Raw genomic sequence first — 23937 nt, 5'->3', positions numbered from 1 at the left:
GTATGGAGCCACGTCTCGCCGATCGTGACCGTCCCTGGGTCATGCGCACCTACGCCGGCCACTCGAACGCGGCGGCCACCAACGCGCTGTTCCGGCGCAACCTGGCCAAGGGCCAGACCGGCCTGTCGGTCGCGTTCGACCTGCCCACGCAGACCGGCTACGACCCCGACCACGAGCTCGCCGCGGGCGAGGTGGGCCGGGTCGGCGTGCCGGTGGCGCACCTCGGCGACGCGCGTGCCCTGTTCGACGGCATCGACCTGGCCGCCGCGAACACCAGCATGACGATCAACGCCACCGCGATGTGGCTGCTCGCGCTGTACGTCACCGTCGCGCAGGAGCAGGGCGCCGACCCCGCCGCGCTGGCCGGGACGACCCAGAACGACATCATCAAGGAGTACCTGTCGCGCGGGACGTACATCTTCCCGCCCGGTCCGTCGCTGCGCCTGACCACCGACGTCATCGCGTGGACCGTGGCCGACGCGCCGGCCTGGAACCCGGTCAACATCTGCTCGTACCACCTGCAGGAGGCCGGTGCGACACCCGTGCAGGAGGTCGGCTTCGCGCTGGCCACCGCCGTCGCGGTGCTCGACCGGGTGCGCGACGGCGGCCAGGTCGCGCCGGAGCGCATGGGCGACGTCGTGCAGCGCATCTCGTTCTTCGTCAACTCCGGCGTGCGCTTCGTCGAGGAGATGGCGAAGATGCGCGCGTTCGGCCGGCTCTGGGACGAGATCACCCGCGACCGGTACGGCGTCACCGACCCCAAGCAGCGCCGCCTGCGCTACGGCGTACAGGTCAACTCGCTGGGGCTGACCGAGTCGCAGCCGGAGAACAACGTCGCGCGGATCGTGCTGGAGATGCTCGGCGTCACCATGTCCCGCGACGCCCGTGCCCGCGCCGTGCAGCTGCCCGCCTGGAACGAGGCCCTGGGCCTGCCCCGGCCCTGGGACCAGCAGTGGTCCCTGCGCCTGCAGCAGGTCCTGGCGTACGAGTCCGACCTGCTGGAATACCCCGACCTGTTCGCCGGGTCGCACGTCGTCGAGAGGCTGGTCGACGAGATCGCCGACGGGGCCCGCAAGCAGCTCGCCGAGGTGCTGGACCTCGGCGGCGCGGTGGCCGCCGTGGAGAGCGGGCATCTCAAGAGCGCCCTGGTCGCCTCGCTGGCCCGCCGTCGCGGGCGGGTCGAGTCGGGCGAGGACGTGGTGGTCGGCGTCAACCGATTCGTCGAGACCGAGCCGTCGCCGCTGACCGCCGCCGGCGCGCAGGCCATCGAGCAGGTCGACCCGGCCGTGGAGAAGGCGGCGATCGACGCGGTGACCCGATGGCGCGCCGAGCGCGACGCGTCGGCGGCCGCCGAGGCGCTGGACCGGCTGCGCGCCGAGGCCGCCGGATCGCGCAACCTGATGCCGGCGACGCTGGAATGCGTCCGGGCCGGGGTCACCACCGGGGAGTGGGCCGGGGTGCTGCGCGAGGTGTTCGGAGAGTATCGCGCGCCGACCGGGCTGAGCAGCGGCGTGTCGGGCAGCGGGGACGGCTTGCTGGCCCGGGTGCGAGAGCGGGTGCGGGCCACGGCCCGCGAGCTGGAGCGCCCGGCACTGCGGCTGCTCGTCGGCAAGCCGGGCCTCGACGGGCACTCCAACGGGGCGGAGCAGATCGCCGTACGCGCCCGCGACGCCGGGTTCGAGGTCGTCTACCAGGGCATCCGGCTGACCCCGGCGCAGATCGTGGCGGCGGCGGTGCAGGAGGACGTGGACCTCGTCGGGCTGTCGGTGCTGTCCGGCTCGCACCTCAACGCGGTGCCCGCGGTGCTGGCCGGGCTGCGTGCGGCCGGTCTGCCCGACCTGCCGGTCGTCGTCGGCGGCATCATCCCCGAGGACGACGCCGAGGTGCTGCGTGAGGCGGGCGTCGCCCGCGTCTTCACCCCGAAGGACTTCGCCCTCACCGACATCATGGCCGAACTGGTCACCGTCGTCCGCGAACGCCACCACCTCCCCTGACCGCCACGCGGTCAGGCGAGGGTCAGAGCGGTGGTGGCGAGCATGCCGGCGAGGATGGTCAGGGCGATGGCACCGGGGTCGAGGCGGGCGCCGAACCAGCGGTCGGCGAGTTCGCCGGCCGGGACCAGGCCGGACAGGGGCGCACCGAGCAGGACGAGCCAGCCGGCCAGCAGGCCGACGGGGCCCTGGGACTGCAGGAAGGCCGCGAGCAGGGTGACAACGGCCGAGCAGGCCGCGCCGAGGGCGAACAGCAGCGGCAGGATCAGCGGGGGCAGTTTCTCGCCGCCACGCTGAGCGCGGTCGATGCGGGCGGCGGCGCTTTCGAGCAGCGCGATCGGGTCCGTGGTGGTGGGGGAGTCGGGCACCGGCAGGGGCGGCGGCACGGGGCCCAGGCGGCGGCCGCGGCGGCCGCGTACCTGCTTGAGCTCGTCCCACAGGGCGCCGGCCGCGAGGTCGGTCTGGGCGACGAGACGCTGCGCGTGGGCCATCCGGGCCGTCGCGGCGACCACCGCGTCGTCGGCCGCGGCGAGGTCGTGCTCGATGGTGGCGATGCCGTCGGCGTGGGACTGGACGGCCGCGGTCAACGCCGTCTCGTGCCGCCGGGACGCGGCGACCAGGTCGGCGATCAGCGCGCGGTAGCGGACCGTCGGCGGGGAGGTCACGGGGCCACCTCGTACGGGATGATGGTCTGGGCGCGGTGGTGCACCGAGCGGTCGAAGTGCAGGGCGCGGTTGAGCCGGGGGAACCAGGCCGGGCCGCCGGGCTGCGGGTAGAGCGCGGACAGCTCGGGCCCGTGCACGTCCAGCGCCACCCACGCGCCGATCGCGTCGAAGCGGGCACCCGGCCCGCCGAGGTCGTCGCGCAGCCGAGCCACCGTGCGCCACCAGCAGAGCAGGTGGGTACGCCGCTCCGGCCCCCGGGCCAGCACGGTGCGCAGCAGCTCGTGGCCACTGGGCAGGCCGGGGCCGGGCTTGGCGGCCAGCTGCACGGCGACCGCGTCCATGGCGAAGCCGAACACGTAGTGCGGTTGCTCGCCGGTGTCCTCGGCGAGCTCGGCGAGCAGGCCGGTGACGCCGTCGGCGTCGTACCAGCCGCAGCGGTGACGGGCGTCGAGCACCGCGTGCAGCGACTTGGCGGGTGTGGTCGCGTCGGAGTCCAGGCACAGCACGCTGAACCGGGCCGAGCCGGCCGTGTGCTGGCTGCCCAGGGCATGTCCGGCGGCGAGCAGCACCGCGCAGGCCTCGTCGGCCCGGGTGCCGAGCACGGCGAGGTTGCGGCCGGGCGCGCGGTTGAGCCGCAGCGTGGCGGGACGGCCCGTGACGTCGATGGTCTCGCCGAGCAGGGCGACCGCGCCCACCGCTGCGGGCAGTTCCGGCGCGGGTGGCGGGGGCAGCAGCGGGAACAGCGGGCGGGAGTCGCCGTCGAACAGCCTCGGCGGCTCGGCCTCCGGCGGCCGGGCCGACCACAGCTGCTCCTGCAGGCCGAGCCACGTCGCGCGGTCACCGGCGTCGGGCAGCCGCACGATGGTGTTCGCCGACGGCACGCCGGAGTCGGCGTTGACCACGGCATGGCAGCGCGGGATCAGCTCGGCGGCCAGGTTCACATCGGACAGGATGCGGCGCGCCTTGGGCAGCGCGACGCGCAGCGTGAACTGCGAGACCAGCCCGGAGCGGCCCCACAGGGCTTCGATGCCGGACACGTCCTGGCTGGCCAGCACCAGGTGGATGCCCTGCGAGCGGCCCCGGCGGGCCAGGTCCTCCAGCAGGTCGACCGCCTCGCTGGTCACCGCGTCACGCGCGCCCAGCAGCACCTGGAACTCGTCGATCACGGCGACGATGCGCGGCCATACGCCCTGCGGGTCCTCGGCGCGCAGCTCGGCCAGCTTGGTCGCCTCGTGCTGCTTGGCGGCGGCGGCCCGGCGCTTGAGTTCTTCGGCCAGGTGGCGGAGCAGGGCCAGGCCGAACTCGCGGTCGCTGTTGACGTTGACGCCGACCAGCCGCACCTGCGGCAGCCAGCTGGGATCGCGGGTGCCGGGGGCGAAGCGGGCGAAGGACACGCCCTCCTTGAAGTCCAGCAGGTACAGCGACAGTTCGGCGGGGGAGTAGCGGGTGGCGAGCGCGGCGAGCCAGCAGTAGATCAGGTTGGTCTTGCCGGAGCCGGACGGGCCGCCGATCAGGGCGTGTGGCGGGTCGTCGCCGAGCACCAGCTCGACCAGCCGACCGTCGGTGCCCTCGCCGATGGGCGCGCGCAGCGCCTCGGCCGAGGACTGCTGCCAGATCTCGTCGGGCAGCAGCGCGGCGAACGGCACCGGCGGCGGCCCGGCCGTGGCCTGCTCGGCCAGCGCGCGGCAGACCCCGGTGACCAGGGCGGCACCGGGCGCGGCGTCGAGGCGTACGGGGATCTCGCCGGTGAGGCTGGTCCGTGCCGTGCCGCCGGCCCGGAGCGCGATCGTCTCGACGTCGGCGTCTGCGGCGAGGTCGAACCCTCGGCTGATCAGGTGCACCCCGGCGGCGACGCCGGTGCGGGTCACCCGGTCGAGCTGGGCGCGTTCGGCCTTGGACAGCTCCGCGCCGTTCGGGTCGGCCAGCAGCACCGCGACCCGCCAGGGCTCGGGACGGCGGCCGGTCTCGGCGGCCAGCTCGGCGACGCTGAGGTAGACCCCGCCGAGCACGTTCTCGTTGATCCGGCGGATCTGCTCGGCGAGGTCGTCGAGCAGCGGGGCGAGCCCGCCCGGCCCGAGGTACGAGATGAGCCCCGCCGGGGCCAGCGGGGCCAGCCCGGCCAGCGCGCCGCCGAGCCGGCCCGGGTCGTACACGCTGATCCGCAGCGAACCGGGTGGCACCGACGCCAGCGCGCGCAGCAGCATCGCCCCGATCAGGGCGTCCACCGCGGCCGTGCCGTCGCCGGACACGTCGAGGTGCGCGGTGTCCAGCAGCGGCACCAGGGCCGGGACGGCCGTCGGCGGAGCCGGTTCCTGCACCAGCGCGCCGATGCGCAGCAGCCCGGGGGTGAGCCCGGCCTGCTGTTCGGGCTTCATGCCGGGCCGCCACGCCGTCCACGGGCTGCCCGCGGTGCCAGGCGCGGCCGCCTCGGCGAGCCCGAGCAGCCCTCGGCCGAGTTTCGCGGTCTCGCGTTCCCGGCGGGCCCTGGCCTCGGCCAGGGCGGTGTCCCGGGTCGTCAGCAGCTCGTCGCGCCGGATCGGGGCCGAGCGCCGGACGGCGTCGAGCTGCGCGAGCGCCGCGACCCGGGCCGCCGCAGTGGCGGCCAGCGAGGCGCGGGCGGCGTGCCGGGCCGCGGCCAGTTCCCTGCGTACCGCCGCGACGATCCCTCGGCTGGTCGGCGCAGTCGCGGCGTCCTGTTCAGCCACCGCTGCGGCGGCGCGTGGGCTGCGTGACGCGGCCCAGCTCGTCGACGGCGGAGCGGCGGCGGCCGCTGTCGGTGATGCGCAGCGCGGCCCGGTGGGCTTCGGCCCGTTCGGCGGCCCGCTGCTGGGCGGCCCCGGCAGCGGCCCGTTCGGCCTCGATGATCTGGTTCAGCTCGTCGGGGGATCGGCCGTTGGCCCGCAGCAGCGCGGCGACCAGCAGCGCGGCGGCGGTCGCGGCGTCCACCGGGTGGGTGGGGGCCCGGTCGGCGGTGCGCTGGGGTGTGGTGTGGCAGACCCGCGCCACGATCTCCGCGGCCGCCTCGGCGGGCAGCGCCGGGAGCAGCTCGGCGGGCAGCGGCAGGGCCGCCCGGCGTACCCGGGCCAGGTCCTCCAGCCTCGGCGGGTAGCCGACCAGGTCGGCGGCGAGCTGGCGCAGCAGCGGTGGCGCGATGGCCGCCAGGCCCAGGCCGACGGCGGGTCCGGCGGCGGCCAGGTGCCGGTGCAGCCGGCGGCGGTCGCCGTCGTGGGCCGCCTGCACGCAGCGGCGCAGCAGCTCGGCGCTGGACTGCGCGGCGTCGGCGCGGTCGCCGACGAGCGTGGACGCGGAGAACTCCTCGCCGGTGAGCGCGGCGATCCGCTCGCCCCACCAGTCGGCCAGGCGGCAGTCAGCTGAGCCGCTGGCCTCGCCGCGCGGGGCCTGGGCGGGCACGGCGCTCTGCCAGCCCTCGTGGTGGCGGGCGTGGGTGTCGACGGGCATGCCCAGCGCCAGCGCGTACTCGTCGAGCCGGTCCTGGGCGACGCGCAGCGCGGCGGCGGCGTGGTCCAGGCGCTCGACGGCACGGCTCAGGTCGGGCACGCTGACCGGGGTCGCGCTGTGGTGCAGCACCCAGGCCAGCAGCCCGGTCGCGCTGCGCAGCCGTTCGGCGGCCGCGGAAACCTGCGGCAGCGGCAGTTCCTCCCGGGCGACCCGGAGCTGATCCGCAAGATCTTGAACGAGACTCATGCCAGGCTCACAGCGTCGCGACGTACGACTCGGCCTGCTCCACCGCGTGCAGCGTCGCGGTGAGGCATTCCTCGAGTTCCGAGGCGGCTTGGGCGAGTGCGGCCTGCGCGGCGGTCACGGCCTCGTGCCCGGACCCCTCGACGGCGGTCGCGAGGCTGAGCTGCGCCTCGCCGAGCCGGTCGTTGGCGGAACGGACCGCGTCCTGGCCTTCCTGCACGTGCAGCATGGCGGCATCGATGGCGGCTTTGACCTCGGCGACGCTGGCCACGAGACCTCCACGGGGGATCGGATGGAATTCCTCCGCGAGAGTATGACGTTTTCGCCCGTTTATCACGCTTTCGCCACGCCTGGTGGCCAGAGCTACTTTTCCGACAGTGCCCCGATGGCGCGACGCTGCCGCCGCCGTCGCCGGGCCGTCACCATCCACCAGACCAGGCCGATCAAGAAGATGATCACCAGGAACGGGACGATGATCGCGACGACCGACAGGCCCGCGCTCGCGCCGTCCTCGACCGTCGAGACCACCGGGGCCGCCATGCCGACCGTGGCCACGTTCATCACCGGCCGGGCGGTCGCCTTCGCGCCGTGCACGGTGAACGCGATGAGCAGGCCGATCACGATCGGTATCCACAGCTTCTGCGTCCACAGCGCCGACGGGTCGGTGACCGTGACGGTCTCGGAACCCGTGCCCGCCGCGAACGCCATGCCGCCCGCGGTCGGCCGGACCACGGTCTGCACCACGTCGTTGACGCTGTCCACCACCGGCACCTTGTCCGCGACGAACTCGATCGCCAGCAGCACCGCGAGGATCAGCAGCACCCAGCCGTTGCTCAGCCAGGACCAGGTGGAAGGCAGGTTGATCAGGTTCGTGTACCGGTCCAGCATGCCGATCACGAGGAGCGGGATGTAAGCGTTGAGCCCCGCGGCCGTGGCCAGCCCCGTGCCGGTCAGTAGTTCGAGCACGATCCCAGCATGCCCCGGCGGAGCAACGGACGCGAACGCTACGACGGATACGCGTCCCTTAGGCTGGTTCGGTGCGTCTCGTCATCGCCCGGTGCACCGTCGACTACGTCGGACGGCTGTCATCCCACCTCCCCTCCGCCAAACGCCTGCTCATCGTGAAGGCGGACGGTTCGGTCTCGATCCACGCCGACGACCGGGCGTACAAGCCGCTGAACTGGATGAGCCCGCCCTGCAAGCTGGTCGAGGAGCCCGGCGTCTGGCGCGTGGTCAACAAGGCCGGCGAGGAGCTCCGGATCGCTCTGGAGGAGATCTTCGAGGACACGTCCCACGTCTTCGGCCCCGACCCCGGCCTCCAGAAGGACGGCGTCGAAGCCCACCTCCAGGAACTGCTCGCCGCCGCCCCGCACACCTTCGGCGAAGGCTTCACCCTGGTCCGCCGCGAGTACATGACCGCCATCGGCCCCGTAGACCTGCTCTGCCGTGACGCCGCCAGCGCCCACGTCGCCGTCGAGGTCAAGCGCCGCGGCGAGATCGACGGCGTGGAGCAGCTCACCCGCTACCTGGAACTGCTCAACCGCGACCCCCTGCTGGCCCCCGTCGCCGGCATCTTCGCCGCCCAGGAGATCAAGCCCCAGGCCCGAGTCCTCGCCGAAGACCGCGGAATCCGCTGCGTGGTCGTCGACTACGACCGCCTCCGCGGCACCAAGAAAGACGAACTGACCCTCTTCTGACACCCGAGTGCGGAAACGGTGAGGCCCCCGGCGGGTGTGCCGGGGGCCTTCGTCGTGGGTGGGTCAGCGGTCGCGGCCGTGTAGGAGTCGGGTCACGGCCAGGGCCAGTTTCACGGCCGAGGGTTTGCGGTCGAAGGTGAGCAGGGGCGGCAGGCTGGGCAGGCGCCGGCGGGCGATGGCCTTGGCGCGGGTGAACTCGCGCAGGCCGTCGGCGCCGTGGATGCGGCCGAAGCCCGACGCGCCCACGCCGCCGAAGGGCAGGGTGGGCAGGACGGCGAAGGAGAAGGCCGAGTTCACGGCGGTCATGCCGGTCTTCAGGCGGCGGGCGATGGCCATGCCGTGGCGCTTGGAGAACACCGCCGAGCCGAGGCCGTACGCGGAGTCGTTGGCCAGCGCGATCGCCTCCTCGACGGAGGCGACCTTGGTGACGGTGATGGTCGGGCCGAAGGTCTCCTCGCGTACCGCGGCCGAGGACTCCGGAACGTCGACCAGGATGGTCGGCTTGACGTACGCGCCCTGCACCGAGTCCGGGCCGCCGAGCAGGGCGCGGCCGCCGCTGGTCAGCGCGTCGTCGATGTGGCGGGCGATGATGTCGCGCTGGCCGGGCATGGTGATCGGACCGACCTGCTCCCCCACGGTCAGCTTCTCGGTCCGCGCCACCAGCTTGCCCACGAACGCGTCGTAGACCCGCTCGTGCACGTACGCCCGCTCGATGCCGACGCAGGCCTGCCCGGCGTTGAAGTTCGCGCCCCAGGCCGCGGCCTCGGCCGCCGCGTCGAGATCGGCGTCGTCGTCCACGATCAGCGCGTCCTTGCCGCCGCACTCGATCAGCACGGGCGTCAGGGTCTCCGCGCAGGCCGCCATCACCTTGCGGCCGGTCGCCGCCGAGCCGGTGAAGGCCAGCTTGTCCACGCCCGAGCGGCACAGCGCCGCGCCGGTCTCGCCGGAGCCGTGCACGATCTGCAGCACCGGGTGCTCCGGCACGACCTCGTTGAACGCGTCCACGTAGAACTGGCCCACGGCGGGGGTGTACTCGCTGGGCTTGAAGACCACGGCGTTGCCCGCGGCCAGCCCGTACGCGATGGAACCGAACGGCGTGAAGATCGGGAAGTTCCACGGGCCGAGCACGCCGATGACGCCGAACGGCTGGTACTCCAGGTGCGCGGCGTATTCCGACTGCATCAGCGAGCCGCCGACGCGGCGCGGGCCGAGCACCTTGCGGGCATGCTTGGCGGCCCAGGCGGCATGGTCGACCGAGACGACGATCTCCAGCAGCGCCTCGTCGACCGGCTTGCCGCCCTCGCGGTGCATCAGCTCGGCCAGCTCCTGGATGCGGGCGACCAGCAGGCTGCGCCAGCGCAGCAGGCGCCGGCGGCGTTCGCGCCAGCCCAGGCCCGCCCACCAGACGCTCGCGGCGCGGGCCCGCTCGACGGCGGCGGCCACGTCCGCGGCGGTCGCGACGGGCAGGCGGGCCACCTCTTCGCCGGTGGCGGGGTTCGTCGAGATCAGCTTGCCGGCCTCGACGACACTCGCGCCGGGCGGCAGGGATGAGGTGGTGGTCACGCGCGCAGTCTAGGCCTACTCACGAGTAATCCGAAACATCCTCACGCCTGGAGATGCTCCTCGATCAGCCGGGCCGCGATCGCGGCCGGATCGGGCAGCTCGTCGTTCTCGTACAGGTCGAGGAAGCGCTGCCGTCCCGCGAACCGGGCGGACCGGATCGTCTCCTGCATACCCGTGTCCATCACGCCCGGGTTGACGACCTCCACCTTGATCCGCGGATCGTCCGAGCACTGCTCGGCCAGGTGTGCGAAGAACTCCTCGGCCCCGCGCTTGGTCGCCGAGTACGCCGACCAGCCGTCGATGATCCGGTGCGCCGCCCCGGAGGAGACGAACATGATCACGGCGCGGGAGGCGGTGGCGGGCAGTGCCGCGAGCAGGGAGTTCGTCAGCAGCATCGGCGCAGTCAGGTTCACCGCCACCGCGTTGGCCAGCTCGTCGGGCTCCAGGTCGCCGATCGGCCCGATCGGGGCGACCACCGCGGCGTTGTGGATCAGCACCACCTCGTCGGCGTCCTCGAACAGCTCGCTCAGCTCGGACGCGTGCGGCAGGGTGGACGGCTCGGCCAGCTCGCAGTGGCGCAGGATCAGCCGCTTGCCGGCGTTGATGCGCTGCGCGTCGGTGAAACCGCGACCCAGCGCGAGCACCACGGTGTCCTCGTCGGTCTCGAACTGGTTGAGCAGGGCTTCGCCCAGCCCGCGGGACACACCTGTGATCACGACATAACGCACGCTGACAGGCTAGTGCCTCGCCGTCGAGATCCACGCGACCGGCCCGAACAACCGGACCCCACTCAGATCTTGACGGTTTCTCGCGGCCCAGGCGACGAGAAACCGTCAAGATCAGACCTCGTGGCCCACGGCACGACGGCCGGTGAGAGTGGGCCGGGGCGGTCACTCGTACTCGGTGCCGCCCTTGCGGGTGAGGTAGGCGGGGGAGACCATCTTGCCGATGGCGCGGCCGCCGGTCACCGGGCTGTAGCGCTCGGGCAGCGAGCGTACGACCAGGCCCTCGCGCAGGTTCGCGCCCGTGCCGGAGACCGTCTCGGTGCCGTCGGCCAGCGCCATCAGCGCCTGCTCGTCGTACGCGCCCCGGTAGAGCACCGGGACCAGGGGCACCGCGTGCTCGGCGGCGAGCGGCGCGTACTCGTCCAGCGTCAGCCAGCGCACACCGTCCCCGGCGTCCACGCACACGTCGAACACCGCGTACCCGGGGCGCACCCCGGCGTTCGCGCCGTACGGCAGGTCCTGCACGCCCCGGCCGAACACCTCGCCGAACACGCCGACCCGGCCCGCGCCGACCGCGGCGGCGACCGCCCCGGCGAAGGCGGGCAGGTCGAAGGTCCGGATCGCGCGCCAGTACAGGTTGGCGCCGGTCTCCTTGATGGCGAGGCGCTGCTTGCCGAAGCCCTTCGACGACGCGTACACCGCACCGGTCGCCGCGACGTACGTCATCAGCGTGGCCGAGCCGTGGATCTTCTCGGTGGCGATCACCGGCTCCCCGGCCGTGAACAGGTCCGGGTAGCGGCGGATGTTCTCCACCTCGAGCCAGGGCAGCAGGTCGGCGGCGGGCTCCATGTCCCCGGCCAGGTGCACCGGCACCGGCGGGTTCCACTTGACCACGCCGAGCACCTCGGCGAAGTCCGTGCCCGCCGCGGCGGCCGCGACGAGGTCCAGGTCGGACAGTGCCTTGGGCAGGCAGACGATGCCCTGGGACAGCTCGCCGCGCAGGCGTACCGCGGTGATGCGGTCCTTGTTCGCGCCCGCGAGGCGTCCGGTGAGGCCGAGTTCGGCGATCAGCGGCTCCGGCAGCACCGAGCCTTCGGGCAGGTAAACGGCGTGGTCCCCGGTGCGGTAGGCGCCCTTGGCGACCACCGCGCGCAGCCGTCCCACCTCGGCGAGTTCGAGCGCGTCGGCATTGGGGTGCGGGTGGATCACCAGCCGTTCCGCGGTGACCTTGAGTGTCGACATGCCGAGAATGCTCCCGCCCCCGCATGCCCACAGCAACCGACTTCCCCGCCCGCCCAGAGCGAAGGAAGGGCACCTTCCCATCGCTATGTGTTGTAGAAGGTGCCCTTCCCAACCTAGGCGGGCGGACAGGCCTGCTCCGGACGTGGTCCAGTGCGCTACGGCGGTGCAACGGGCGCGGTGGCCGACGGGTCACGGCGCGGTCCCGCGGGCGTGCCGGCTGATGACCACGGACCGTGCCGTCGGCGGTGTGCGGCACGGTCCGGCGGCTGGGGTTGTGTGGGCAGACACCACTGGCAGGACGCGCGTGGTGTGGCAGCATTCGGCGCACGGCGAGTGAGGAGCGGCGATGGGCGACCTGGTGGCGTACCGGCTGGAGAGCGTGCCCGTGCGCGGCGGTGAGCTGCGGGTGGGCGTGTGGGGCGAGGGCGGTCCGGCGATCGTCGCGGTGCACGGGATCACGTCGTCGCACCTGGCCTGGACCCTGATCGGGCCGGAGCTGGGCCGCGACCACCGGGTGGTCGCGGTGGACCTGCGCGGCCGGGGCGGCAGCAGGGACCTGCCGGGCCCGTACGGCATGGCCGAGCACGCCGCCGACGTGGCCGAGGTGATCCGCGCGTACGCCGACACCCCTGTGCTCCTGGTCGGCCACTCCATGGGCGGCTTCGTGGTCGCCGAGACCGCGCGCCGATTCCCGGAGCTGGTCGAGCGCCTGGTCCTGGTCGACGGCGGAGCCGCGCTGCCGCTGCCGCCGGGCGTCGACGCATCGGCGGGCGCGGCCGCGCTGGAGGAGGCGATCGCCACCACCGTGGGCGCCGTCTTCGCCCGGCTGAACATGACCTTCCCCGACCGGGACGCGTACCTGGCGCTGTGGCGGCAGCACCCGTCGTTCGACCCGTGGCCCGAGGGGGCCGACGCGTATCTCGCGTACGACGTGGTCGGGCAGGAGCCGGAGTTGCGGGCCGCGTGCCGGATGGAGGCCGCGGTCCGCGACGGCCAGGACCTCTACGCGCTGCCGGGTATGACGCCGGAGCCGCTGCCCCGCCCCGCCGTGTTCCTGCGCGCCCCGCGTGGCATGTTCGACGACCCGGACTCCCCGCTCTACCCGCCGGGCCGGGCAAGCGAGTGGCTGCCCGGCGTGACGGAGGACGACGTTCCGGATGTGAACCACTACACGATCACCCTGGGCCGTGCAGGTGCCGAGACCGTGGCGGCAGCCGTGCGCGCCGCCCCGCGCGACGCCCCCTGACCTACCCCGCGCGGCCGCTGGCCTGGGCTGATGTCACCCAGATGTTAAGAAGGGCACCTTGTACATCGCGGAGCGATGGCAAGGTGCCCTTCCTTTCGTCAGTACGTGACGAGTGGCTATGTTCACTTGCGGCAGCCGCTGTGGGGACGCATGGGCCATGGCAGACTCCCGAGTAACCTTAGCGATCGTTCGGGAGATGGGATGGGCACTGTGGCTCGCGAAATCAACACGGTGGGCGTGGTCGGCCTCGGCACCATGGGCGCCGGCATCGTCGAGGTATTCGCGCGCAACGGCCTGAACGTCGTGGCCGTCGAGATCAGCGAGGGCGCGCTGGACCGGGGCCGGGCCAACCTGACCGGCTCGACCGACCGCGCCGTGGCCAAGGGCAAGCTGTCCGAGCAGGACCGCGACACGCTGCACTCCCGGGTCGACTTCCAGGTCGGCCTGGCGGCGCTGCACAGCGTCGACTTCGTGATCGAGGCGGTGCCCGAGCACCTGGACCTCAAGCAGGCGATCTTCGCCGAGCTGGACAAGGTCTGCCCGCCGCACGCCATCCTCGCCACCAACACCAGCTCGCTGTCGGTCACCGAGATCTCGGTCGCCACGCACCGGCCCAACCAGGTCATCGGCGTGCACTTCTTCAACCCCGCGCCGGTGATGAAGCTCGTCGAGATCATCCGTACCGTGGTGACCGCGCCTGAGGTCGTCGCCGACGTGGAGGCGCTGATCGCCCGCCTCGGCAAGACCGACGTGACCATCAGCGACCGCGCCGGGTTCATCGCCAACGCGCTGCTGTTCGGCTACCTGAACCACGCCGTCACCATGTTCGAGAACCACTACGCGACCCGCGAGGACATCGACGCGGCCATGAAGCTGGGCTGCGGCCTGCCGATGGGCCCGCTCGCGCTGATGGACCTGATCGGCCTCGACACGGCGTACGAGATCCTCGACACCATGTACCGCCGCGGCGGCCGCGACCGCCGGCACGCCCCGGCCCCGCTGCTCAAGCAGATGGTCACCGCGGGCCTGCTGGGCCGCAAGTCCGGCCGCGGCTTCTACACGTACGAGAAGCAGGGCTCGCCGGTCGTGGTCGCCGATGAGCTGACCCCGGCCGCCGGGGAGCACGAGGCCGCCGCCCGCCCGATCGGCAGCGTCGGCGTCGTCGGCTCGGGCACCATGGCCACCGGCATCATCGAGGTCTTCGCCAAGGCGGGGTACGAGGTGCTGAGCGTGACCCGCGGCGCGGAGAAGTCCGCGAAGGTCTGCGAGTCCGTGAAGACCTCGCTGAACAAGGGCGTGGTGCGGGGCAAGCTCAGCGAGGCCGAGCGCGACGCGGCCATCAGCCGGATCACCTGGTCCACCAACCTGGACCACCTGGCCGACGTGGACATGGTCGTCGAGGCCGTCGTCGAGGAGCTGAGCGTCAAGAAGGCGCTGTTCGCCAGCCTCGACGAGATCTGCAAGCCCGGCACCGTACTGGCCACGACCACGTCGAGCCTGCCGGTCGTCGAGTGCGCCATGGCCACCCACCGCCCCGCGGACGTGGTCGGCCTGCACTTCTTCAACCCCGCCCAGGTCATGCCGCTGATCGAGGTCGTCGCCACGATCCGTACCAGCGCCGCCACCCTGGCCACCGCCGACGCCGTGGTCTCCAGTCTCGGCAAGACCGCCGTCGACTGCGCCGACCGCGCCGGCTTCATCGTCAACGCCCTGCTCTTCCCGTACCTCAACGACGCCGTGAAGATGCTTGAGGCGAGCTACGCCACCGCCGACGACATCGACGCCGCCATGAAGCTCGGCTGCGGCTACCCCATGGGCCCCTTCGAACTGCTCGACGTGGTCGGCCTCGACGTCTCCCTCGCCATCCAGCGCGAGCTCTACCTCGAACTCCGCGAACCCGGCTTCTCCCCGGCCCCCCTCCTGGAGCACCTCGTCACCGCCGGCTACCTCGGCCGCAAGACCGGCCGCGGCTTCCGCGACCACACCCACCGCTGACCACTGACACCACCGACGATCTTGCGCAAACCGTGGGGATGACATGCCTTAATCGGGCATATCCCCAACAGTTCGCGCAAGATCGTTGAGTCTGGTGGGGTGCGCCGTATCTTGGGGACATGAGTCCGCGTCGTAACAACAAAAAAGATCGCCCGGAGCGCGATCTTGATGAGGCCATGTCGCGACGCGGGGTGGAGTACGTGCACGACGATCCGGACGGGGAATTCACCGTCCGGCATCTGAGCGGCGAGCGGTCGGACAAGATTTACAAGTGCCCGGGGTGCCACCAGGACATCCGGCCCGGGGTGCCGCACGTCGTCGCCTGGCCCTCGCAGGGCTGGGGTGACGCGGGCGACCGCAGGCACTGGCACAGCAGCTGCTGGCAGGGTCGGCACCAGCGCAAACCCAACGTCGAACGGTCCCGCAACGCGCCCCGTTACGGCTGAGCGGCCCGGTGTGATCACCGCGACGTCGGGGGGTAAGGCGGGCCGGTGCGCGGGCAGACTGTAGGCGTGACCGCGATCCGTGCCAACTCGATCCTGCCCGCTCGGCGTCAGGACATCGAACTGCATACCGCCGACGGGTTGAAGCTGGTCGGGGAGCTGGCGCTGCCCGCCGACCGCGACCCGGTCGCCACCCTGATCTGCCTGCACCCGCTGCCCACGCACGGCGGCATGATGGACAGCCACGTGTACCGCAAGGCCGCCTGGCGGCTGCCCGCGCTGGCCGGGATCGCGGTGCTGCGGTTCAACAGCCGCGGCACGTCCAGCGTTCGCGGCACCAGCGAGGGCGCGTTCGACAACGCGGTGGGCGAGCGCTTCGACGTCGCCGCCGCCATCGAGTACGCCGAGTTCCACGAGCTGCCGAACCTGTGGCTGGTCGGCTGGTCCTTCGGCACCGACCTGGCGCTCAAGTACGGCTGCGACCCGGCGGTCGCCGGCGCGATCCTGCTGTCCCCGCCGCTGCGCTTCTCCCAGCCCGAGGATCTGGCGGTATGGGCGCAGTCGCGCCGCCCGGTGACCGCGCTCGTGCCCGAGCACGACGACTACCTGCGCCCGGCCGAGGCGAAGGAGCGCTTCGCCGCGATCCCGCACGCCGAGGTCGTGGGCGTGCCCGGCGCGAAGCACCTGTGGGTGGGCGACGCCGAGACGGTGCTGGACGAGATCGTCCGCCGCGTCGCCCCCTCGGTCGAGACCCCGCTCCCCAAAGACTGGCCCGGCCCCATGGAGTACGGCGACGCCAGCGCGTACGCCGACCGCACCGTCGCCGCCTTCGCCGACAAGCCGCGCTGACCGAGCACCGCCAGTCGCCTGCCGTGGGTGGGGCCGGAAAACGGCTGTGCGCCCCGGGCGGAATCCCCGTGGCGCACAGCGGCGAAGAGTGCCTAGCGGCTGGACGCCCCGGCGTCGCTGTTGCTGCCGTCCAGGCTGATGGTCGGTTCGTTGCCGGCCAGCATGATCGTGGGCTCGTCCCCGGGCTGTGACTCGGCCGGCTGCGCCGGTGCGGCGGGGGCAGCCGGTGCCGGTGCGGGCGGAGCAGGTGCGGCCTGCGCGGCGGGAGCGGGCGGGGCGGGCAGGCTGACGGCCTGGGTCGGCTCCTCGGCCGGACGGGTCGCCTCGGCGCGGCGGCGCTCGGCCTCCTCGGCCTCGCGCTGGGCCTTGGCCAGGCGCTCCAGCTCGACGTGCAGTTGCTGCTTCAGCTCGGCGAGCCGGTGCTCTACCTGCGTGATGTCGGCCCGCATCGCCACCAGGCGGGTCTGGCCGTCCTCGTACTGCTGCTTGGCCGTGTCCGCGGCGGCCTGCTCGGCGGCGGCTCGCCCACGGGCCAGTGCGACCTCCTGCTCGGCCTGGTCGGTGCGCTGGGTCGCCTGGACCTCGACCTCGGCCAGCTTCTGCGCGGCCGCTGCGGTCGCGGCGGCGAGCTGCCGCTCGGCTTCCGCGTTCGCCGCGGCCACCCGCTGCTCGGCTTCGGCGGTGGCCGCCGCCAACCGCTGCTCGGCCTCCGCGGCGGCCGCGGCGAGCCGCTGCTCGGCCTGGGCGCGGCTCTCCGCCGCGTGGCGCTCGGTCTCGGCGCGCGCGGCGGCGATCTCCTTGTCGGCCTGGATGCGCCGGGAGGCGGCCTCCTGCGCCGCGGCGGTGCGGGTGCCCTGCGCCTCGGTCTGGGCGTGGTTGAGCAGCTCGCGCGCCTCGGCACGCAGGCGCTGCGTCTCCTCGGTCAGCTCGGTGCGGTGCTGCTCCTCGGCTTTGCGCTCCTCGGCGCGACGGGAGGCCAGGGCCAGGTCGAAGTCGCGGGACGCGGTGGCGGCGCGGTCACGGGCGTCGGCGAGCAGCCGCTCGGCCTCGGCGCGCTGGTCGGCGATCTCCTGTGCGGCACCGTTGCGCAGGTCGTCGGCCTGGTCCTCGGCCAGCGACAGGATCTGCTCGACCCGCGCGCCCAGGTGCCGGAAGGAGACCCGCGACGGCACGGCGCGGCGGGCGGCGTCGGCGAGCTCCAGCTGGAGCTGCTGCACCTGCCCGGCGAGCGCCTGAAGCTGCGAGATGGCCTGGTCCCGCTCGGCGGCCAGGGTCGCCAGTTCGGACTCGACCTGGACGACGTATCGGTTCACCTGCTTCTTGTCGAAGCCCTTGAGGGACGTATCGAAGCTGGGTTCCGATGAGACGCCCTCACCGAGTGCGAACAGGTCTCCGCCGTGCGACATGCGGTCCATCTTCACATAAAAGGTCACGCCGCGCCCGACAGGTGCCGGGCGCGGCGTGATCAGATGTGGATCGGATCGTTATTCGGCCTTCTCCGCCTTCGGCTTCTCCTCGGCGGCCGCCGGGGCCGGCGCGCCGACGCCCGGGACGATGCCGGCCAGGCCGGACAGCATCTGGCCGAGCTGCGCGGTGACCGCGTTCTTCTGGCGGGTGAGGTCGTCGACTTCGCGGCGAGCGGCCGTGGTGGTCAGCTCGGCCTCGTTGCGGGCCTCGGACACCAGGCGGTGCGCCTCGGCCTTGGCCTCGTTGACGGCCTTCTCCGCGGCGACGCGCGCCTTCTCGGTCGTCTCGACGGCGGTGCGCTCGGACTCGACCCGGCGCGCCTCGGCACGCTGCTCGATCTCCTTGGCCCGGTCCTCGGCGGCGCGGGCGCGCTCCTCGGCCTCGCCGACCAGCTTCTGCGTGGCGGCCACGGCGGAGGAGTGGCGCTGCGACTCCTCGCGCTCGGACTTCTCGCGCCGCTCGGCCAGCTCCAGCTGCAGGGCCTGCAGGTCCTTGTCACGCTTGTCCCGCGCGTCGGCCAGCATCTTGGAGGCCTCGGCGCGCTTCTCCTCCGCCTCGCGGGCGGCCTTGGCGCGCAGCTGGGTGATCTCCCGCTCGGCGGTGGCGCGCAGCGTCGCGACCTCACGCTCGACCGTCGCCTTGAGCTCGGCGACCTCGTGCGAGGTGGCGGTGCGCAGCTGCTTGGTCTCGCGGTCGGCGTCGGCGCGCAGCGTGTCGGCCTCGCGGCGGGCCTGCACCCGGACCTCGGCGGCCTCGCGCTCGGCGGCGGTGCGCAGGTTGCCGGCCTCGCGCTCGGCGGTCGCCTTCATGGCGGCGGCCTCGGCACGCGCCTTGTCGGTGATCTCGCGGGCCTCCAGGCGGGCCGCGGACAGGATGCCCTCGGACTCGCGCTTGGACTCGCCGCGGTGGTCGTTGGCCTGCTCCTCGGCGAGCCGCAGGATCTGCTCCACGCGGGTGCCGAGGCCGGACAGGGTGGGGCGGCTGTTCTCTTCCAGCTGCTTGCTCGTGTCGGTGAGCTTCTGCTCGACCGAGTTGAGCCGCTGCTCAGCCTGGCGCAGACGACGCTGGGCGTCGTTCATGCGCTGCTCGGCCTCCGCGCGTGCCTGCTCCGACTGGGCAAGCTGAGCGTTCAGGCGACCGACAAACGCGTTTACCTGCTCGCGGTCGAAACCGCGCAGGACGACTGTGAAGTCTTGTTGGGTATTCGCGCCATCGAAGAACGCGACGGAGGAGGGCTGCTGGGACATTGGGACATACTCGCAGATGACCCCGGGTGTCGCGCAAGGGCGTGGGGTCACTTTCGCCCACCGGATGTGGGCCGGAGAGGCCGAAAGTGCCAGTGCCATTCCAGCCGGAAGATCCATACCGGAAGCCAATAGTCAGTATTGCCGGAAATGCCGGATGGCGGAAGCGCGCCGTTGCGCTTCCGCCATCCGGGTCCTTCGGCAGCGAGCCTCACCAGTGGTGAGCCCTGGGTCACACCCCGCGGAAGCGGTTGATCGCGGGCAGGTGGCGGGCCCGCTTCTCCTGATCGCGTACGCCGAGACCCTCCGCCGGTGCCAGGCACAGCACGCCGACCTTGCCCTGGTGCGTGTTGCGGTGCACCTCGTAGGCGGCCTGGCCGGTCTGCTCCAGCGGGAACACCTTCGACAGCGTCGGGTGCACCCGGCCCAGGTCGATCAGGCGGTTGGCCTCCCACGCCTCGCGGTAGTTGGCGAAGTGGCTGCCGATGATGCGCTTGAGCGACATCCACAGGTAGCGGTTGTCGTACTGGTGCTCGTAGCCGCTGGTCGAGGCGCAGGTGACGATCGTGCCGCCCTTCTTGGCGACGTACACGCTCGCGCCGAAGGTCTCCCGGCCCGGGTGCTCGAACACGATGTCGGGGTCCTCGCCGCCGGTCAGCTCGCGGATGCGCGCTCCGAACCGCTTCCACTCGGCCGGATCCTGGGTGTGCTCATCGGACCAGAACCGGTAGCCCTCGGCGGCACGGTCGATGACCAGGTCGGCGCCCATCCGGCGGCAGATCTCCGCCTTCTCCGGAGAGGACACCACGCACACCGGGATCGCGCCGCCGTTGAGCGCCATCTGCGTGGCGTACGAACCGAGCCCGCCGCTCGCACCCCAGATCAGCACGACGTCGCCCTGCTTCATGTTCGCGCCGTGGTGCGACACCAGCTGCCGGTACGCGGTGGAGTTGACCAGCCCCGGGCTGGCCGCCTCCTCCCAGGTCAGGTGGGCGGGCTTGGGCATGAGCTGGTTGGCCTTGACGATCGCGAGCTGGGCCAGGCCGCCGAAGTTGGTCTCGAAGCCCCAGATGCGCTGCTGCGGGTCGAGCATGGTGTCGTCGTGGCCGGCCGCGTCCTCCAGCTCGACGTTGAGGCAGTGCGCCACGACCTGGTCGCCGGCCTGCCATTTCGTCACAGCCGCGCCGGTGCGCAGCACCACGCCCGCCGCGTCCGAACCCACCACGTGGTACGGCAGGTCGTGCCGCTTCGTCAGCGCCGACAACCGTCCGTATCGCTTCAGGAACCCGAACGTCGACAGGGGCTCGAAAATGGACGTCCACACCGTGTTGTAGTTGACCGCGCTGGCCATCACGGCGATCAGCGCCTCGCCCGGCCCGAGCTCCGGCACCGGCACTTCCTGCAGGTGGAGGGCCTTGCGCGGGTCCTTGTCGCGAGTGGCCAGTCCGTCGAACATGGTGGTCTCGTCCTCGCGTACCACCATCCCCTGGTAGGAAGCGGGCACCGGCACGTCGGCCAGGCTCCGCAGCCGCGCGGCCGGGTCGGCCGCGTTCTCGGCTTCCATGATCACGTCGAGGATGTCTTGCACGGCGCCACCTCCGTGGTGAGGGAACTGCGGCGTCCCGCGCTCGCGCTGCGGGCGGTGAGTTCCGGGTCTGCGGGCCATCCTTGGCGGGCCCTCCTGCGGGTCGCCATGTGGTCGGGCACACATGGCGGGTCAGGTGAGCCGGACGTTACTGGTCGGTAGCTTCGGCGGGAACGGGTGTGTGAAAAAGTCCACGCTCGGCTTAACGATCATTCAGCCGCCGTGGCCGCGGGGCCGTCAGTGGCCGCGGCCGGGCTCCACCAACTCGACCAGCACGCCGCCGGCGTCCTTCGGGTGCACGAAGTTGATCCGCGAGCCCGCGGTGCCGCGCTTCGGGGTCTCGTAGAGCAGCCGCACCCCGCGCTCGCGCAGGGCGGCGCAGGTCGCGTCGATGTCGGCGACGGTGTACGCCATCTGCTGGATGCCGGGGCCGCTGCGGTCCAGGAACTTGCCGATGGGGGAGTCGGGGCGCAGCGGGGCGAGCAGCTGCACGGCCCCGCCGTCGGGGCTCGGCCCGACCTGGAGCATCGCCTCGCGGACGCCCTGCTCCTCGTTGGTCTCGGTGTGCACGCAGGTCATCCCGAACGTACCTTCGTAGAAGGCGATGGCGACGTCCAGATCCGGCACGGCGATGCCCACGTGATCGATGCGCTGCAGACCCACGGACTGTGACGGAATGCCCTGTGATGAGGTCGACAGGGATGCGGGATCGGTCATGCGGTTAGTCTGACCGAACCATCGTTAAGGCGATACGTGAACCAGGCCACTCGGAGGGGTACCCCATGACTTCTGTGATCGTGAGCGGAGCGCGCACCCCGATGGGCCGCCTGCTCGGCAACCTGAAGGACCTGTCGGCCACGCAGCTCGGGTCGGTCGCCATCAAGGCCGCCCTGGAGCGCGCCGGGGTCTCCCCCGACCAGGTGCAGTACGTGATCATGGGCCAGGTGCTGCAGGCCGGCGGCGGCCAGATCACCGCCCGCCAGGCCGCCGTGGGCGCCGGCATCCCGATGAGCGTGCCCGCGCTCACCGTGAACAAGGTCTGCCTGTCCGGCCTCGACGCGATCGCGCTGGCCGACCAGCTCATCCGCGCGGGCGAGTTCGACATCGTGGTGGCCGGCGGCATGGAGTCCATGACCAACGCCCCGCACCTGATGATCGGCCAGCGCGCCGGGTACAAGTACGGCGACGTCGTGGTCAAGGACCACATGGCCCACGACGGCCTGTCCGACGCCTGGGACCAGTGCTCGATGGGCGAGTCGACCGAGCGCCACAACGGCCGCTACGAGATCACCCGCGCCGAGCAGGACGCCTTCGCCGCCGCGTCGCACCAGCGCGCCGCCGCCGCGATCAAGGACGGCCGCTTCGCCGAGGAGATCGCCCCGGTCACCATCCCGGCCCGCAAGGGCGACCCGATTGTGATCAGCGAGGACGAGGGCGTACGCCCCGACACCACCGCCGACACCCTCGGCAAGCTGCGCCCGGCGTTCGCCAAGGACGGCACCATCACCGCCGGCTCCTCGTCGCCGATCTCCGACGGCGCGGCCGCGGTCGTGGTCATGCGCAAGGAGAAGGCTCAGGAGCTGGGCCTGACCTGGCTCGCCGAGATCGGCGCGCACGGCAACGTGGCGGGCCCGGACAACTCCCTGCACGCCCAGCCGGCCAACGCCATCAAGCAGGCCCTGGCCAAGGAGGGCCTGACCGCCGCCGACCTCGACCTGGTCGAGATCAACGAGGCGTTCGCCGCGGTCGGCATCCAGTCGACCCGCGAGCTGGGCATCGACCCGGAGATCGTGAACGTCAACGGCGGCGCGATCGCCCTGGGCCACCCCATCGGCATGTCCGGCGCCCGCCTGGCCCTGACCCTGGCCCTGGAGCTCAAGCGCCGCGGCGGCGGCACCGGCGCGGCCGCCCTCTGCGGCGGCGGCGGCCAGGGCGACGCCCTGATCCTCAAGGTCGCCCCCTGACCCAGCACCGCCCCGGGGGCGCCGCTCCGCGCCGCCCCCGGCGCACCGCGCCGCCGTCCGTGGCGCAGCTCTGAAAGAGTCGCGGCAATCCGGGCCACCGGAAGCCGCGACTCTTTAAGAGCTGAGGCGAAGTTGATGACCCCGTCCCGCTGTCTGTGAATGGTTGAGTTGATGAGCGAGCCGAGCATGCCGTCCTTGTCGCCTGCGCCGCAGCGGTCGGTCGCCGAGTTGGTCGCTCGGGCGCGGGAGGGTGAGGCCAGGGCGGTGGCGCGGCTGATCACGCTGGTGGAGTCGGGGGCGGCGGCGCTGCCGGAGATCGCGGCGACGCTGGCCCCGACCGCGGGCGGCGCGATCGTCGTCGGGCTGACCGGGTCGCCGGGCGTGGGCAAGTCGACGACCACCAACGAGCTGGTGCGGGCGTTCCGGGCTGCCGGCAAGCGGGTCGCGGTGCTGGCGATCGACCCGTCGAGCCCGTACACCGGTGGCGCGATCCTCGGTGACCGGATCCGCATGCAGGACCATGCCACCGACCCCGGCGTCTACATCCGGTCGATGTCCAGCCGGGGCCATCTCGGCGGGCTGTCGGCGGCGACCCCGGCGGCGGTACGCGTGCTGGCCGGCGTCGGATTCGACGTGGTGCTCGTGGAGACGGTCGGGGTGGGGCAGGCCGAGGTCGAGATCGCCTCGCTGGCCGACACCACCCTGGTGCTGCTCGCGCCGGGCATGGGCGACGCGATCCAGGCGGTCAAGGCGGGCATCCTGGAGATCGCCGACATCTTCGTCATCAACAAGGCCGACCGTGACGGCGTGGAGGCCACCCACCGCGACATCCAGGGCATGATCGCCCTCGGCGGGTCGGACCGCGGCCCGGGGGACTGGCGGCCGCGCGTGGTCAAGGCCGTCGCGGCTCGGGCCGAGGGCATCGACGGCATCGTCGCCGCCATCGAGGAGCACCGGGCCTGGCTGGTCGACACCGACCAGCTCACGGTGCGCCGCCGCCGCCGGGCCGCCGCCGAGATCGAGGCGCTGGCACTGGGCCAGCTGCGCGCCCGCTTCGCCGAGCTGCCGGGCGAGGGCCTCGCCGCGCTCGCAGACAAGGTCGTCGCCGGCTCCCTCGACCCGTACGCCGCGGCCACCCAGTTGCTCGACGAACTGGTCTGAGCAGGGGCGGGCCACCGTCCTCCCGCGCCCTGCCACGGCGCATCGGTCACGGCGGCCGTCGGTGTCCGCCCGGTGGCCAGTTCGCCGACACGGTCCGCAGTCCGCCGGCAGGTATGCCCCACCACCGCGTTTGCTCTGCACCCATTCCTTCCCTTGCTCTGCACCCCAGGACGCAACAGCGGGCCGCGGACGGCAGGGTCCGTTGCGTCGGTGGGTGCAGAGCAAGCTATGGGGTGCAGAGCAAATGCGGTGGCGCCGTATGCCCGGCGGCACGGCGCCGGGATGCGCGAAATGACGCTCCGTGAGCAGGTGAATCCGCGCCGAGAGCTGCTCGGATGCGGGTTGGCAACGATAGGCGAAGCGACTTCACGGGCGGACTGACCAATCGCTAAGGTGTC

20 protein-coding genes are annotated in these 23937 nt (G+C 72.5%); 8 read left to right on the top strand and 12 right to left on the bottom strand.

The genetic code is table 11. The features are described from left to right. Positions 1 to 2 precede the first annotated feature (2 nt). Complete coding sequence (locus AB0B35_RS10430) at positions 3 to 1994, top strand: protein meaA (protein ID WP_361043237.1); 1992 nt, start codon at positions 3 to 5, stop codon at positions 1992 to 1994. A gap of 11 nt (positions 1995 to 2005) precedes the next feature. On the opposite strand, the gene AB0B35_RS10425 is transcribed toward AB0B35_RS10430, so the two are convergent. The 5 genes from AB0B35_RS10425 to AB0B35_RS10405 form a co-directional block, all read right to left on the bottom strand. Beyond that, the gene (locus AB0B35_RS10425) at positions 2006 to 2656 is read right to left on the bottom strand and encodes a hypothetical protein (RefSeq protein ID WP_361043234.1); all 651 of its coding nucleotides are present in this window, start codon (positions 2654 to 2656) and stop codon (positions 2006 to 2008) included. Continuing rightward, positions 2653 to 5361, bottom strand: coding sequence for an FtsK/SpoIIIE domain-containing protein (locus AB0B35_RS10420; RefSeq protein WP_361043231.1), 2709 nt, complete (start codon positions 5359 to 5361; stop codon positions 2653 to 2655). Before AB0B35_RS10420 ends, AB0B35_RS10425 begins: the two co-directional genes overlap by 4 nt. Continuing rightward, positions 5354 to 6361, bottom strand: a complete 1008-nt coding sequence (locus AB0B35_RS10415; protein WP_361043229.1) for a hypothetical protein — start codon at positions 6359 to 6361, stop codon at positions 5354 to 5356. The genes AB0B35_RS10420 and AB0B35_RS10415 overlap by 8 nt, the downstream gene beginning before the upstream one ends. Positions 6362 to 6368: 7 nt before the next feature. Then, complete coding sequence (locus AB0B35_RS10410) at positions 6369 to 6629, bottom strand: hypothetical protein (RefSeq protein ID WP_120318357.1); 261 nt, start codon at positions 6627 to 6629, stop codon at positions 6369 to 6371. Positions 6630 to 6721: 92 nt separating this feature from the next. Beyond that, a complete protein-coding gene (locus tag AB0B35_RS10405; RefSeq protein ID WP_361043226.1) occupies positions 6722 to 7324 on the bottom strand; it encodes a DUF4126 domain-containing protein in 603 nt (200 codons plus the stop codon). 71 nt (positions 7325 to 7395) lie between these two features. Between AB0B35_RS10405 and nucS the strand changes: the two genes are divergently transcribed. Continuing rightward, positions 7396 to 8055 (top strand): endonuclease NucS, encoded by a 660-nt coding sequence (gene nucS, locus AB0B35_RS10400; protein WP_361043223.1) that lies wholly within the window; start codon positions 7396 to 7398, stop codon positions 8053 to 8055. Between the two features lie 63 nt (positions 8056 to 8118). Here the strand turns inward: nucS and AB0B35_RS10395 are convergent, their stop codons facing one another. The 3 genes from AB0B35_RS10395 to AB0B35_RS10385 form a co-directional block, all read right to left on the bottom strand. Then, positions 8119 to 9618, bottom strand: a complete 1500-nt coding sequence (locus tag AB0B35_RS10395; RefSeq protein WP_361043221.1) for an aldehyde dehydrogenase family protein — start codon at positions 9616 to 9618, stop codon at positions 8119 to 8121. Positions 9619 to 9659: 41 nt separating this feature from the next. Then, positions 9660 to 10346 carry an SDR family NAD(P)-dependent oxidoreductase gene (locus tag AB0B35_RS10390; protein ID WP_361043218.1) on the bottom strand — a complete coding sequence of 229 codons (687 nt, stop codon included), beginning with the start codon at positions 10344 to 10346 and terminating at the stop codon, positions 9660 to 9662. A gap of 162 nt (positions 10347 to 10508) precedes the next feature. Beyond that, positions 10509 to 11585, bottom strand: coding sequence for an RNA ligase (ATP) (locus AB0B35_RS10385; RefSeq protein ID WP_361043215.1), 1077 nt, complete (start codon positions 11583 to 11585; stop codon positions 10509 to 10511). Positions 11586 to 11931: 346 nt separating this feature from the next. On the opposite strand from AB0B35_RS10385, the gene AB0B35_RS10380 reads away from it, so the two are divergent. The 4 genes from AB0B35_RS10380 to AB0B35_RS10365 all read left to right on the top strand — a co-directional run bounded on the left by AB0B35_RS10380 (position 11932) and on the right by AB0B35_RS10365 (position 16118). Beyond that, the gene (locus AB0B35_RS10380; protein ID WP_361043212.1) at positions 11932 to 12831 is read left to right on the top strand and encodes an alpha/beta hydrolase; all 900 of its coding nucleotides are present in this window, start codon (positions 11932 to 11934) and stop codon (positions 12829 to 12831) included. Positions 12832 to 13041: 210 nt separating this feature from the next. Next, entirely contained in the window at positions 13042 to 14826 is a 1785-nt protein-coding gene (locus AB0B35_RS10375) for a 3-hydroxybutyryl-CoA dehydrogenase (RefSeq protein ID WP_361043387.1), read from the top strand. Positions 14827 to 15002: 176 nt separating this feature from the next. Continuing rightward, positions 15003 to 15272 (top strand): hypothetical protein, encoded by a 270-nt coding sequence (locus tag AB0B35_RS10370; RefSeq protein ID WP_361043208.1) that lies wholly within the window; start codon positions 15003 to 15005, stop codon positions 15270 to 15272. A 66-nt stretch (positions 15273 to 15338) separates the two neighbouring features. After that, positions 15339 to 16118, top strand: coding sequence for an alpha/beta hydrolase (locus tag AB0B35_RS10365; RefSeq protein ID WP_361043205.1), 780 nt, complete (start codon positions 15339 to 15341; stop codon positions 16116 to 16118). A gap of 92 nt (positions 16119 to 16210) precedes the next feature. Here AB0B35_RS10365 and AB0B35_RS10360 read toward each other — a convergent pair whose 3' ends face one another. The 4 genes from AB0B35_RS10360 to mce form a co-directional block, all read right to left on the bottom strand. Continuing rightward, a complete protein-coding gene (locus AB0B35_RS10360) occupies positions 16211 to 17524 on the bottom strand; it encodes a hypothetical protein (RefSeq protein ID WP_361043202.1) in 1314 nt (437 codons plus the stop codon). A gap of 78 nt (positions 17525 to 17602) precedes the next feature. After that, on the bottom strand, positions 17603 to 18832 hold the full coding sequence (locus AB0B35_RS10355; RefSeq protein WP_360520818.1) for a cell division protein DivIVA: 1230 nt from the start codon (positions 18830 to 18832) through the stop codon (positions 17603 to 17605). 229 nt (positions 18833 to 19061) lie between these two features. Then, positions 19062 to 20417, bottom strand: a complete 1356-nt coding sequence (gene ccrA, locus AB0B35_RS10350) for a crotonyl-CoA carboxylase/reductase (RefSeq protein ID WP_361043199.1) — start codon at positions 20415 to 20417, stop codon at positions 19062 to 19064. A 234-nt stretch (positions 20418 to 20651) separates the two neighbouring features. Continuing rightward, positions 20652 to 21131: a methylmalonyl-CoA epimerase gene (mce, locus tag AB0B35_RS10345; protein ID WP_361043196.1), complete on the bottom strand. Its 480-nt coding sequence runs from the start codon at positions 21129 to 21131 to the stop codon at positions 20652 to 20654. Between the two features lie 65 nt (positions 21132 to 21196). Here mce and AB0B35_RS10340 point away from each other — a divergent pair, with 65 nt between their 5' ends. Beyond that, positions 21197 to 22378, top strand: coding sequence for an acetyl-CoA C-acetyltransferase (locus tag AB0B35_RS10340; protein ID WP_360520809.1), 1182 nt, complete (start codon positions 21197 to 21199; stop codon positions 22376 to 22378). Positions 22379 to 22537: 159 nt separating this feature from the next. Next, a complete protein-coding gene (gene meaB / locus AB0B35_RS10335; RefSeq protein ID WP_361043195.1) occupies positions 22538 to 23539 on the top strand; it encodes a methylmalonyl Co-A mutase-associated GTPase MeaB in 1002 nt (333 codons plus the stop codon). Positions 23540 to 23937 lie beyond the last annotated feature (398 nt).

This window comes from Catellatospora sp. NPDC049133 (assembly GCF_040648455.1).
Taxonomy (GTDB): domain Bacteria; phylum Actinomycetota; class Actinomycetes; order Mycobacteriales; family Micromonosporaceae; genus Catellatospora; species Catellatospora aurea.
Note: the sequence above shows the minus strand (reverse complement) of the source record. Positions and strands in the feature narration are given on the sequence as shown.